Origin of the sequence: Colwellia sp. TT2012 (genome assembly GCF_001440345.1) — a bacterium.
Classification (GTDB): Bacteria; Pseudomonadota; Gammaproteobacteria; order Enterobacterales; family Alteromonadaceae; genus Colwellia.
Genome location: NZ_LJYX01000011.1, coordinates 74,628 through 87,892 on the forward strand (window position 1 = coordinate 74,628; position 13,265 = coordinate 87,892).

At 38.3% G+C, this 13,265-nt stretch carries 9 protein-coding genes and 2 pseudogenes; 9 read left to right on the top strand and 2 right to left on the bottom strand.

From position 1 onward, the window contains the following. Positions 1-78: 78 nt before the first annotated feature. From istA to ASU03_RS07400, 6 genes and pseudogenes are all read left to right on the top strand, one after another. Positions 79-1,607: pseudogene (gene istA, locus ASU03_RS07375) on the top strand (IS21 family transposase). A gap of 30 nt (positions 1,608-1,637) precedes the next feature. Further along, complete coding sequence (gene istB, locus ASU03_RS07380; protein ID WP_057831225.1) at positions 1,638-2,402, top strand: IS21-like element ISShfr5 family helper ATPase IstB; 765 nt, start codon at positions 1,638-1,640, stop codon at positions 2,400-2,402. A 463-nt stretch (positions 2,403-2,865) separates the two neighbouring features. Continuing rightward, positions 2,866-4,653 (top strand): annotated as a pseudogene (locus ASU03_RS07385) (NACHT domain-containing protein). A gap of 261 nt (positions 4,654-4,914) precedes the next feature. After that, positions 4,915-5,541, top strand: coding sequence for a hypothetical protein (locus ASU03_RS07390; RefSeq protein WP_057831226.1), 627 nt, complete (start codon positions 4,915-4,917; stop codon positions 5,539-5,541). Positions 5,542-6,011: 470 nt separating this feature from the next. Then, a complete protein-coding gene (locus tag ASU03_RS07395) occupies positions 6,012-6,605 on the top strand; it encodes a hypothetical protein (RefSeq protein ID WP_057831227.1) in 594 nt (197 codons plus the stop codon). A 93-nt stretch (positions 6,606-6,698) separates the two neighbouring features. Beyond that, entirely contained in the window at positions 6,699-7,202 is a 504-nt protein-coding gene (locus ASU03_RS07400) for a hypothetical protein (RefSeq protein ID WP_057831228.1), read from the top strand. A 530-nt stretch (positions 7,203-7,732) separates the two neighbouring features. Here the strand turns inward: ASU03_RS07400 and nhaD are convergent. Beyond that, a complete protein-coding gene (gene nhaD, locus ASU03_RS07405; RefSeq protein ID WP_197411217.1) occupies positions 7,733-8,977 on the bottom strand; it encodes a sodium:proton antiporter NhaD in 1,245 nt (414 codons plus the stop codon). A 724-nt stretch (positions 8,978-9,701) separates the two neighbouring features. On the opposite strand from nhaD, the gene ASU03_RS07415 reads away from it, so the two are divergent. From ASU03_RS07415 to ASU03_RS07425, 3 genes are all read left to right on the top strand, one after another. Then, complete coding sequence (locus ASU03_RS07415) at positions 9,702-9,980, top strand: DUF4266 domain-containing protein (RefSeq protein WP_082627196.1); 279 nt, start codon at positions 9,702-9,704, stop codon at positions 9,978-9,980. 32 nt (positions 9,981-10,012) lie between these two features. Continuing rightward, complete coding sequence (locus ASU03_RS07420) at positions 10,013-11,383, top strand: DUF3570 domain-containing protein (RefSeq protein WP_057831230.1); 1,371 nt, start codon at positions 10,013-10,015, stop codon at positions 11,381-11,383. A 159-nt stretch (positions 11,384-11,542) separates the two neighbouring features. Next, on the top strand, positions 11,543-12,406 hold the full coding sequence (locus ASU03_RS07425; protein WP_231731521.1) for an FAD:protein FMN transferase: 864 nt from the start codon (positions 11,543-11,545) through the stop codon (positions 12,404-12,406). A 48-nt stretch (positions 12,407-12,454) separates the two neighbouring features. On the opposite strand, the gene ASU03_RS07430 is transcribed toward ASU03_RS07425, so the two are convergent. Beyond that, positions 12,455-13,243, bottom strand: a complete 789-nt coding sequence (locus ASU03_RS07430; RefSeq protein ID WP_442855132.1) for a slipin family protein — start codon at positions 13,241-13,243, stop codon at positions 12,455-12,457. Positions 13,244-13,265 lie beyond the last annotated feature (22 nt).

Genomic DNA, 13,265 nt, shown 5'->3' on the forward strand with positions numbered 1-13,265 from the left:
TCTATTTTTGTACTTTTTTGTCTAGCCAGTAGGTGTTTTTAACCGTTATTCTTTTCATTTTTGATGATGAGAATAACCATGCCAACGGCAACTATTTCAATGCGTAAACTTAAAGAGATTTTAAGACTAAAATACGACTGTAAACTCAGTCATCGAAAGATAGCAAATAGCTTATCAATTTCACCGTCAATTGTGTCTAAATATGCCTGTAAATCAGCAGAGCTAGGGATCACTTGCTGGCCGCTTGATACAAAGTGGGATGATCACTCCCTGCAACAAGCGTTCTTCAAAACAAAGCCTAGATTAAAAGGTTTTTCGATCCCTGACTGGTCATTAGTTCAGCAGGAGCTGCGGCCCAAAACGATGACGCTATTACTGCTTTGGCAAGAATACAAAGAGCGACACGAGGAGGGTTTTTACAGTTATACCCACTTCTGCCGCCAGTACAAAGCATGGCTTAAATGTCAAAAACCTTCCATGCGCCAAAATCATAAAGCAGGTGAAAAACTGTTTGTCGATTACTGTGGGCCAACCATGAATATTGTTGATGCCAGTACCGGTGAATACCGCACGGCACAGGTATTTGTCGCCGTTATGGGGGCCTTGAGGCTACCTATAGTCAAAAGCTCGAAGATTGGGTGATGAGTCACGCCCGTTGTTTTGAGTTTCTGGGTGGTGTGCCTGAGCTGGTTATTCCTGATAACCTTAAAAGTGCGGTAACAAAACCCTGTCGGTATGAGCCTGACTTAAATCCAACCTACCAGCAATTGGCGACACATTACAATACCGTCATTGTTCCTGCTAGACCCTATAAGCCCAAGGATAAAGCCAAAGCAGAGGTAGGTGTGCAAATTGTCGAACGCTGGATCATGGCACGGCTTCGCAATGAAAGCTTCTTTAGCTTGCGCCAACTAAACTTAAAAATACAAGAATTATTGGTCGATTTAAACCAGCGGCAAATGAAAAAGCATCCTGGTTCAAGGCTCAGTCAGTTTGAAGCTATCGACAAACCAGCGTTAAAACCGTTGCCTGCACAAGCTTACAGCTACACCTTAGTCAAACAAGTTAGCGTGCATATTGATTACCATGTTGAAGTTGAAAAACACTATTATTCCGTGCCGTATACCTTGATCAAACAAAAGCTTGAAGCCCACGCCACCGGACAATTGGTGACACTTTACCATCAAGGCGTTCAAGTCGCTGTTCACCCAAGATCCCACCGACAAGGTGCTCACACCACACTTGATCTACATATGCCAGTCGCTCATCAAAAGCAACAGCAATGGACACCACAACGTTTTGAACGTTGGGCAAGTAAATTCGGACCATCAACAGAGCAGTTCGTTATGCAATTGATGCAAGCTAAAAAGCATCCAGAGCAAAGCTACCGCGCTTGTATGGGGTTATTAAGTTTAGGTAAGAAGTTTACCGACCAACGACTAGAAGCAGCCTGTTATCGCGCCTTAGCCACAGGCGTAACGCGGGTAAAACAAGTGAAAACTATCTTAGAAAAAGGCTTAGATAAACAAGACTTGCCTGAAGAGCAAGGTAACTTACTGAAAGATATTGACCATGAAAATATCCGCGGCAACCACTATTACCATTAAACCCAATCCCCATAAAACAAAGGAAACCCAATGCAAAATATAACGCAACAAGTAAATAGTCAATTAAGTAACTTAAAGCTAAGCGGCATACGTGATGCGCTACAGCAACAGTATGAACAGCCCAATCTATACGTAGAGCAGAGCTTCGAGGAGCGGTTAAGTTTACTGCTTGATGTTGAGATAACACAGCGTGATCAACGAAAAATTGATCGATTAACTCGACAAGCTAAATTCAGAGTGGGTGGCACGCTTAGTCAGCTCAATTATGGTGCAGAGCGACAACTAGATAAAACCCAGATCCGCTCATTGGCCCAAGGTGAATGGCTTCGCCTTCATCAAAACATATTGATCACAGGTGCAACGGGGTGCGGCAAAACGTATCTCGCTTGCGCGCTTGGTCAAAACCACTGCCAACAAGGGCATAGTGTTTACTATTTTAGGCTCAAAGAGCTATTAGAAAAAATGTTTCTGGCACAGGCAGATGGCAGTTATCGTAAGCTAATTAACAAGCTTAGCTCGGCCAGTTTACTGATCTTAGATGATTGGGGATTAGAGCCATTAACGGCTCAACAACGCAGTGATTTATTGGAGTTAATTGATGCGAGATATGATACCAAATCGACCTTGATTGCAAGCCAATTACCGATAGAAAATTGGTATGAAATGATCGGAGAATCTACCCATGCAGATGCGATCCTAGATCGGCTTGTTCATGGGGCAATAAAGTTGGAATTAAAAGGCGAATCGATGCGAAAAAAGCTAAATTCCTTGACGGATGGCGATCACTCAAGTTAGATTTTACGGAGGTCTACTGATTAACAAAAAAGTGATCGGCTTGAATAGTATTGACCGATCGGCATCATGGTATTACGCATCGAGATAGATCACATGGTATATGTTCCAAGTTATATACGGTGGTGCATCAAAAATAAAGATATAGATGGTAATCTTATTTGTGACAATACTATTAGCGCTCTTGCTGAATTTGGACGAATGAAAAGCTCAAATTCCGCTGCTCTATAGAGCAAAAAAAGCTAATGTTTTTGTTTTTGTCTTGGTGTGAGGCTAATTTAGATTTCTGTAATATAGAGCAAATACAACGCTCTCTTAAACAGTGGCGAAAAAGCAGCTAAGCAAATTAATCAGGACAAATAACAGTTGGTTTTTGCTCCTGCGTCGCCTATTTTAACCAACTATCATTTGCCCATTATTTGGGCGTTAGGAAAATACTGTAATCCTCAACCTACATGGAGCCGTTATGATTGAAGATATAATAAAAAAAGCAACTGGTGGTCTAGACGGTATAGTCGATGATTTACTAAAGTCTGCCAAAGGAAAAATTCAAGAAAAAATATCTGAAGCATTCGCTATTGGTAAGCTTAAGGCCTTTAAGAATAATGTTGACCGAATAGGGCAAGTCAAAACAATATTAAACCCTGATTCAATCGTGAATTTAAATAATATATTCTTTGATGAAGCAGTGCTTTTTGACGGTGAAAAAATTGAATCTTTTAGTCAATTTGGCACGAAACAAATTTTAGTTGAGGCAGGTCCTGGGCAAGGAAAATCTTTATATCTTAGAAAACTATGCATAAAAGAAGGAGCAGGTAGTAACTTTATCCCTATTTTTATCGAATTCAGAAATTTGAGCTATAAGAAAAAGCTCAAAGAAGAATTGATGGATGCAATCGAAGATCTTGGAGTGAAGCTTGATAATTCATTATTTGATTTTTTGGCAAAATCAGAAAAAATAGTTTTATTCTTAGATGGTTTTGATGAAGTTCCAAATAACGAAAGAACTCGAATCGCGAGGGAACTAGAAACTATTGTAAGAACTTATCCTGATTTACGGATTGTAATTTCATCAAGGCCAGACTCAGGAATGGGATCATCATTCTATTTTTCTAAACGAAAAATAAGTCCTATGTCACTTGATACACAAAAGAGATTTGTAAACCATTTATATAAATCAGATAAGCAGTCAGAGAGTATTAATACGATCCTTTCAAACAGTAAGTTTATATCTGAAGTAACTACTACTGCTTTATTACTGACGCTATTTACTATCACTTATAATGCGAGACAGTTTAAACCAGATAGTCTCTCTGAATTTTATAGTTTAATTTTTCCAACAATGCTTTATAGACACGATAGAATGAAAATTGGCTTTGAAAGAGAAAGAAAGGCTGGTTTAACTGATTATCAAATGCAGCGATTATTCAATTCCTTAAGTTTTTTGTCTTTAAACGATAATAACACACGATTCTCCAGCTATTTATTTCAAGATTATTTACATAACTCAGCAAAACTGAATGGACTCCCTGAGAATTTGGAAGATCGTTTAATTGACGATATAACAAGTATTACGGCTCTAATTGTTCGAGATGGCTTTAATGAATTTTCGTTTACTCATAAGAGTATTCAAGAATATTTTGCTTCTGTATTTATTTCAATGCTTAGTGAAGACCGTAAAATAGGCTTTTATAATTTAGTCATCAATGATTTTAATGAGTTTAGAAAGTGGCAAAATACCTTAGCGTTTCTTGAAACTATTGATGAAAGAAATTACACCAAATATTTTCTTATTCCATACAAGAAAAATGCACTTTGCTTAGATGATAACTCAAGTATTAATATAAATTACTCCTCGTTAATGAAACTTGTAGGTAGCGACTCAAAAGTCCGTATTGATGAATCGGGTAAACTAAAAGATTTTTATTGGGGTGATACTTTGTCTTCTGTTTTATACGTTCAATACTCAGAGTTCGCCAAAAAAGCTATAAGCACATACCTACAAAATAAATCGTTGATGCTCGCTGAGTTTTTATCTTATTGCGATGAGCCTGATTATGTCGATTCTCAAGATTTGGAAGGCGATTACGTTATTGTTATTGATAAGTTTTTTAAAGAAAATAGAATACAAAAATAAGTAACTAAATATCTATCTAAAAAGTTTGAAAATAGCTCCTTTAAAACGGAAGTTTTAAGCTTAGAGAGTGAACTGGATATATCAGACAAAGTAACTGACGCTATTTTGCCATTTTAAAAAATTTGCCAACTATAAGTTGCTCAAACGGACACGTACAGTTTGCTCGCGCTCCGCGCATTATAGCAAATTGTACTTAGCCGCTTAGCAAGGCGTTATCGATACAAAATCTAATCCAAATCACCGCTACTGATTAAATGCTAATGTCCGCAATGTGGTAATAGTTGTCAAAACGGGGTTACTTAGTGTTATTGACGGTAAATCGGTTGTAGCTTGGTTGAAATAATTAGGCACTAAAAAAGCTAACTATAAGGTAGTAATATGAGTAATGATAAAACTTACAAAACAAGAGGAATTGTACTGGGGATATCTCTGGTTATTTTGCTTTTGCCTGTCATAGTTTACAGCTATCAATTTGGCATTGGTATGTGGACGTCTCATTCTGAATGGGCTGAAATGGGAAGCGCTCTCGGAGGGATTTATTCTCCAATCCTAACTGTGTTAATGGTTTTACTTTTATTTAAACAAACGAATATTCAATCAGACATGGCTAAACAAACCTATGATACTTATAGAATATCGCAATCAAAAGAACGGCTGGACTACCACAAAATAAATATACTTAAGGTCTTATCAATCAAAGGTAATGATGGCTTTTTAATGAGCTTAAATAAAGTTAGGCAAGCTTGTAATGATATATCTGTATTGACTAAGATTGATGACTGGTTCGATAGTCACTTGAATCAACTTTCAGTGGATTGGGTCAATATACAAGGAATTCTTGCGGGGCTTAATCAGCCTGAAGAGTCGGAATATATATTACACTTTTCAATTATTAAAAGTATGTTAATCAGTGAGTTAAGCCATGAGGTTTGTACAGGGTTAGATAATATTTGCTATAATAAAGAGATGCATCAAAACAAAGATTTTTATTTTTTTATGAAGTAATGAAAAATCAAAAGTGAAACACTTCTCTACGGAACTGTTGCACATCTCACAACCTTTCGGCTAATCCATGACCGAAAGAATAAGGCATGTAGCCGCACCTTAACGCGGCGTTATCGATACAAAATCTAATCCGAATCAATATTGCAGGTTAAATTCTAATGTCTTCTTTGTGGTACTTACCGCCCTTAACATCTCATTATAAAAAATTAGTGAATTCCAAATGAAATAGCTCTTTTGTTAAGGGCTTATTGGTGCGCTAAGAAGACATTAGCAGTAAATATTTTTCCCTATATTTTCTAATGAATTACTACTGTCATTTTACTAAGAAGTCTCAGTGATGCCCAAGTCTTAAAAAAGTTGAAAATATGTAGTTTATAATGCTTTGGAATTGTGGGATATTAAATGAAATTTATGGACGGTCTTTGCTAAGAAGTATTCATAAAACGTTAAATTTTAAAGGAGTATTAAATATGTTTTCAGAGATTACAAATGATGTTGTTAATTTAAGAAAGTGTAATGGAGAAATTGTCAAAGATATAAAAGCTAGTGTTCAGGCCAATATGATATTTATCGAAGGATCGCATATTCTTATTGAAACAGGTGACTTAATTCAACGAGTAATGAGCAATAGTGGAGTTGAAACATACGAAGTTATAGACCCTGGGTTCAAAGAGGCATTTGGAAGTGATATACCAGCTCACTATCAAATAAAGCACCGAAATCTAGGCTTACCTGAAGCTGAAAAAGCAATACGACAAATAACTTATAATTTTAATGGTCATAACGCTAGGGTCAATAATAACTCTGTTGATAATTCTGTGAATACAGCCAACATTAACTCGGATATTGTTGAGCATATTGAACTACTTCGTTCGGAAATCACTCGACTTGTAAAAACACCTCAAGAAAAGCAAGATGCGCTTGAAGTCGTTGGTGCTCTTGAAGGGCAATTTCAAGCAGAGAAACCAAGCAAAGTTGTAGTAAAGACACTTCTTTCAGCATTACCTCATGCTGGGAGCATTGCATCGATTAGCTCATTTTTATTAGCTGCTATCGGTGGTTAAGCAATTTAGCAAGTTGCTTAAACGGAAAAGTAACAGTTGGCTATCGCTTTGTAATTATAGTTATGTGAGCGTTATAACTTTAGGCAGTTATTCGTGAATAAACTAAATGATGCAGTTTTTATACTTGATGGACTGGCCGGAGATCTAACCGGCTCAGTTCTATTACTAAAGGAAACGAGAAGATACAATTTTCTCGCAAATACCCCTATACAACACAAGCATATCTTTAGACTTTGTTTTACGTCTATCTTCATGAGCTGCACTAAGTATGTTGAATATTGTGATAAATATGGAAAACTTATAAATGATGAAGCTCCTCAATTATCTAAACTGCAAAACAAGTTCAAAGAAGAAATAAAAAATAGAGGGATTGTTGCTTTTAGAAATGATTATATTGGTCATATTCATTCTAAAAAATTGGGTAGAGCGTTAAGTAACATAGAAGCGCAAGACAAATTAGAAAGCTGTATTGGAGGTCAAAATTCGTTACCTTTTCTAAATTGGATTTACCCTGATGAAGTAGAGTTAGAATGTAGGGAAAATTATTTAGTGGGCGCTATTGAGTTGTTGCACAATGCATTACAAGCAAAGTTATAATAAATTACTCAAACGGTCAAAAAGCAGTTACCTCATACTCGCTGATTTTAACCAACTATTTTATTGTCGCTTAGTAAAGGATTACAAAATCTAATCCAACCTTTCCAATTAGCTGTAATTGCTAATGTCTTCTTTGTGGTAACTGCTGTCCTTAGAATTTGGTTAAATTTCTCTTATGGTCTTTTAAGTGGAGGTTAGAAATATAGCCGATAGTAATGAATAATGATTTATGAATCTCATTTTTATTGACTCAGTCTCATGGTTTGTGATTGTATTTTATTTAAACACTAAATCTTAATCATCAGTTTCCCCCTTTGTTTACGCTACTTTAAAATGAGACCAGTCTCATTTATTTTGCGCAGTCACAGGCGTGTTATTATCGCGCGGCAGATTTGAATAAAAACAACGGGTATAAATGAGGTTAATGTCAATAATTCTAAGGGGGCACAGTGAACGTTATAGCAAGATATGCATAACGTTCACTGCTCGTTACCTTGAGTAGGGGGGATACAGTGAGTGGCTGCTATTTTTTAGCCAATTAGCCAATTAGCCGCGAAATATACACAGATATACCCCACGGTATAGGCGATAATCAAAGCGAAAATATTTTGCAAGTAACTGATGAAGTTCAATTCGTTAATTTTGCTCATGGCAATAATACCTGCGGCTGAGCCTATAACGAGAATAGAGCCACCGACACCCGTGGCATAGGTGAGCATTAGCCACTCGGTGACTTTCATATCAACGCCAGATTTTAATAACGCGGCGGTTAAGGGCACGTTGTCAATTGCAGAGGACATAAAGCCAACTAAATAGTTAACTGTTATGGCGGGTAAGTACTGATAGAGTTCAGTAAAGCCCTGTAGTACGCCAATTTCTTTTAAAATCCCGACCAGTAATAATACCCCTAAAAAGAACAGTAGGGCATCATATTCTACTTCGCGTATATAGTTTAAAGCATCTTTATTATTTTTATTGGGTAGCATATTAGCCACTAAAAACATCACAGATAAACCAAACAAAAAACTCAATACGGGTGGAATATGAAACAAGACATTGGCAAGTAAAGTACCTGAAATAGTTAAAACAAAAATTAGGGCGATAATGATATCCCCTTTATCAATCTTAATACGTGTTTGCGCTAATTTAACCTCGCCGGTGAGTTTGAATGATAATAAAGTCGCTAAGGTTAATACCCCCAAAAATGCCGGTAGAATTAAAATAAGCAAGTTAGCAATGGTGACTTTGTTTTCCATGAATATCATTAAGGTAGTGACATCACCGGTGATCAGCGAAACACCACCACTGTTAACGGCAAATATTATTAGGGTGGCATATTTTAAGCGTTTTTTTACTTCTAATTGTAAATTTACCACCACAGTAATAGACACCAGTGTTGCGGTGACATTATCGGCGAAAGAAGAGAAGACAAAAGCAAAAATGGCAATGACAAACATCAAACCACGTTCAGAGATGGTTTCCGGCAATATCCGTTGCACTAGCGCGGAGATAAAACCTTTGCTATTTAAATAAGCAACAAAGGTCATTGCCGACATCAGAAATAACCACAGGGTGGCAATTTCAAGTAAATTTTCATTCAGTTGCTGAGTTGTTTCACTGGTAAGGCTTTGGTTTATTGGAAAGATAAATGCGAGTATCCAACAAAGGGTGCCAAAAAAGAGGGTTGTTTTGGCCTTGTTGATGTGAATTAAGTCTTCAAAAATAATCATCAAAAAACTGATCACCACTAGGGTGAGAATAACGGTATTAATCATAATAATGGGCTGCTAGGACAATAAGAATCTGTTATCACCATTAAAAAATAGTGACAAGAAGTCTCCAAAAAAGAGAAAATACTATGCTTTATCGCGGTTTATTTATCGCTTGGCTGATAGTATTGAGTGCTGTTTTTGTAACGTTTAAGAGGCCGGTGGGTCACGATTACAGCAAGGTAATCTTTGCAGGTTTAGGCTTTCTAAGGGGGGATGAACAATGAGTAGGCTAGGTTTGTCAAACCTTTTTATAGTAAGGTGACTGCATAAAAGCGCACTAGGCTCATGATTATCTTCTAACTCAAGTTGGCCATAATAGCCGTTGCTTACGTTAGTTTCTGCTAAGCAGGGCTGAGCTAAGCTTGTACTTAAAAAGCAAAAGCATAATAAAAAACACAATAAGGCATAGGGCTTATTGAAGGTCATTTTTTTATCATTAATTAACACCATGGCGGCGCATTATATACGCAAGTTTACTCTAAGGAAACGTTAATTTACTGCTCTAAGTGAATAAGACAAGCACGCTGAGGCAGGGCCACATAGTTAAGTGTTTTCCCATTAAGCCGAGTAAAACTAGCTTAATAAAAGCCGATGGCGAGATTAAATATCGCCATAGTGTTTTGTTTTAAGGTAAAATAACCCCTATGGAAATTGGATTTAACCTTGATTAAGCCATCATCAGTCACTCTGTCGAACAAGGTTAATATCAAGACAATTAAAGGCAATAATGAAAGCGATACAATCCACCGTTAAAAAATCACTGCAATTACACCAGCATAAATTAACCGCTAAATTTAAGCTTGTTTTGTTCGTTGTTGTTCTTAGTAACCTTAGTGCTTGCAGTAGTTTGGGAGTAGAGCCGTGGCAGAGGGATTTATTGGCGAAAAAATCAATGGCGCTAACATCCAGCTCTATTGATGCTGCTTTGGACGATCATATTTATTTTTCCAAAGAAGCCTCTAGCGGAGGCAAGAGTTTTGGCGGTGGCGGCTGTGGCTGCAATTAATTTTAGACAATAAGCACTAAGTATAATAATCGATGAGTTATCCAGACAATAAAAACACTAAACAACATAACCAGTATAAAAAAACCAATCTCAAAACCGCTTTATCTATGGCGGCGGGCGCTTTATTAGGTACTGGCGCTATAGTGCATGAGGCAAAAGCTGAAGTGTTAAAAGATTGGCAATTTGATAGCGCCTTTTTATATTATTCCGAAGCCGAGCGGGTAACCGCGGCTGAGATCATTGTCAGCGGCAACAAAACCTTTGCCAATGATGAAGTATTAAATGTAAAGCTGACTATCGATTCCTTAACCGGCGCTTCTGCTAATGGCGCTGTGGTGCAAGCTCAGGCGCAAACCTTTACCCGCCCCTCAGGTGAGGGCCAATATGTTACTCCCGCAGGTGATAACCCCCTTGATGACACCTTCAAAGATACTCGAGTGCAGTTAAACGCCCAGTGGACACAACCGCTAGCTGAAAACTATACCGCCAGTATTGGTGGCCATTTATCGAAAGAGTTTGATTATTTATCCCTGGGTATTAATGGTAATTTAGCGCTGGATTTTTATAAGAAAAACTCAACAATTTCATTAGGTTTGAGTCATTTTCAAGATAGATTTACCCCTATTGGTGGCATACCTAAACCTTATGCCGCTATGCTTATTGGTGATAGCAATGCACCTAGTTGGCATGAAGATTTTGCGGCAACGCGAATAGCCAGTGGCGATAATAAGATCACCACTGATGTCTTAGTGGGTTTTACCCAAGTTATTAATCGCCGGATGATCACCCAGTTTAATTACTCCTATTCTATGGTGCGGGGTTATTTAACCGATCCCTTTAAAATTGTCAGTGTGTTGAACCAAGCGGGCACGGCCCAAGATTATATTTATGAACACCGGCCGGATGAGCGCAAAAAGCAAAGTATCTTTGCGCAAACTAAATACCATTTTGACCAAAGCCTGTTGAATAGTGTGCTGGATGTTTCTTATCGTTATATGTGGGATGACTGGCAAATTAAATCGCACACCCTAGATAGCACTTTGCATATGCCTCTTGCTAGTCGCTTTGGTAAAGAAAGCTATCTACAGCCACATATTCGCTATTATCAACAAAGTGCCGCTGAATTTTATCGCCCCTATACTTTTGTGGAGCAAACAAGTAATTGCTCATCAGAAGAAAACTTTATCAGCGCCGATTACCGCATAGGGGAAATGACCGCGGTAACGCTTGGGCTGAAATATGGTTTCAGTCTCAATAACGGTAACAATTTTTCCGTAAGGTTAGAATATTATCGACAAATGCCAAGCAATGCTGGTTTTGACCAACCTAGCGAGCTGGCTAACTTAACTGTCTATCCCGTGGTGCAAGCCGTTATATTCCAGTTAAGTTATTCGTTCTTATAATTGCTAACATGGAAAGTACTATTGAAGTTACTATGGCAGTTGATATGACAGTGAATATTAAATTTTATCCTGATAATAACCTTAAAGAACAAAGCTATTAATAAAGTACGTTACAACAGCCAGCGCACCCTGGCGGTCAAAGCTCAAGAGCAAGGCTATGTGATATCTTTTTACGCAATGGCCAGCCCTTGTGAAGTACTGATCCAAACAAAGGATCATCGCTTGGCTAAACGCGTCGCCAGCGCGGTCAGTGATGAGGTTTGGCGTATTGAAGATAAATTTAGTCGTTATAATAAACACAGTGTTTGTTACCAAATTAATAACAGTGCCGGACAGAGCATTGCCATCGATGAAGAATGCTACCTATTATTAAATTTTGCTGAGCAGTGTTATCAGCTCAGTGATGGTTTGTTTGATATTAGCGCCGGTATTCTAAATCAAGTGTGGCACTTTGATGGCAGTGATAAAATCGCCACAAAAAAGCAAGTTGCCGCTGTTTTACCTTTAGTTGGCTGGCATAAAGTTAGCTATCAGAAAAATAGCATTACCTTGCCCCAAGGTATGGCTCTTGATTTTGGTGGTATTGGTAAAGAATATGCGGTGGACCGCGGTATTTTATTAAGCAAGCAAATAACCGCTCTGCCGGTTCTGGTGAACCTCGGAGGCGATTTGGCGGTCACGGGTCCCAGATTAAACGATTTACCCTGGCAAGTTGCCATCGAGTCAACGGAGCACACTAAGCCAAACAGTGATAATAACAAAGAAATAATAGTGGCCTTAACTCACGGCGCCTTAGCAACAAGCGGTGATAGTAAGCGCTTTCTCGTTAAAGATGGCCAGCGATATAGCCATGTGCTTAACGCGTTAACAGGTTGGCCCATCGAGCAGGCGCCAAGATCAATTACCACGTTAGCACCGCAATGTATTCAAGCGGGCATGTTAGCTACCCTAGCCTTGCTGCAAGGAGAGGGCGCAGAGCAGTTTTTGTCTGAGCAAGAGGTTACTTATTGGGCACGAAGATAGTCATAAGCCAATAAACGACAACAGAGCCATTAAAAATATTCGTTATGCTTAATTATTCGGTTTTTTGCTGTGTTGATCGTTTTTGAGCTCTGGCTTATCACCTTGATTAAATATACCCTTCATTAACTCCATCGGCATGGGAAATAAAATGGTCGAATTTTTTTCGCCAGCAATCTCGGTCAACGTTTGCAAGTAACGTAATAAAATAGCATTGGGCTCCTTGGCTAAATTATTAGCAGCCTCGACTAATTTAGTGGAAGCTTCCATTTCTCCCGAGGCATGAATGACCTTGGCTCGCCTAGTTCGTTCTGCTTCGGCTTGCCGAGCAATAGCCCTGATCATGGTTTCATTTAAGTCAACATGTTTTATTTCGACATTTGATACTTTAATGCCCCAACCGTCGGTACGTGCATCCAATATCGCTTGTATATCGGTATTAAGCATATCTCGGTTGGCAAGCATCTCATCTAACTCATGTTGACCCAGCACTGAGCGCAACGTTGTTTGTGCTAATTGTGACGTTGCTTGCAAGAAATTCTCGACATTAATGATGGCCTTTTGTGGGTCGATAACGCGAAAATAAATGACCGCATTAACCCGCACCGAAACATTATCGCGACTGATAACATCTTGACTGGGCACATCCATAACCACAGTACGTAAATCTACCCGTACCATTTGTTGAATTATCGGGATAACAATGATTAAGCCCGGCCCTTTTACTTTTTCAAAGCGGCCTAAAAAAAATATTACCCCACGTTCGTATTCTCTTAAAACACGGAACATACTAAACGCAAATAATAACAATAAACTTATGATTGCTATTGGCATCAGCATGCTGGTATTAATTAAAATTTCC

Excerpts from the sequence above, each read along its gene's own strand:
- ASU03_RS07390 (WP_057831226.1), top strand. The coding sequence starts at position 4,915 with ATGAGTAATGATAAAACTTACAAAACAAGAGGAATTGTACTGGGGATA.
- ASU03_RS07415 (WP_082627196.1), top strand. The coding sequence starts at position 9,702 with ATGAAAGCGATACAATCCACCGTTAAAAAATCACTGCAATTACACCAG.
- ASU03_RS07430 (WP_442855132.1), bottom strand. The coding sequence starts at position 13,243 with ATGCTGATGCCAATAGCAATCATAAGTTTATTGTTATTATTTGCGTTT.
- nhaD (WP_197411217.1), bottom strand. The coding sequence starts at position 8,977 with ATGATTAATACCGTTATTCTCACCCTAGTGGTGATCAGTTTTTTGATG.
- istB (WP_057831225.1), top strand. The coding sequence starts at position 1,638 with ATGCAAAATATAACGCAACAAGTAAATAGTCAATTAAGTAACTTAAAG.
- ASU03_RS07395 (WP_057831227.1), top strand. The coding sequence starts at position 6,012 with ATGTTTTCAGAGATTACAAATGATGTTGTTAATTTAAGAAAGTGTAAT.
- ASU03_RS07420 (WP_057831230.1), top strand. The coding sequence starts at position 10,013 with ATGAGTTATCCAGACAATAAAAACACTAAACAACATAACCAGTATAAA.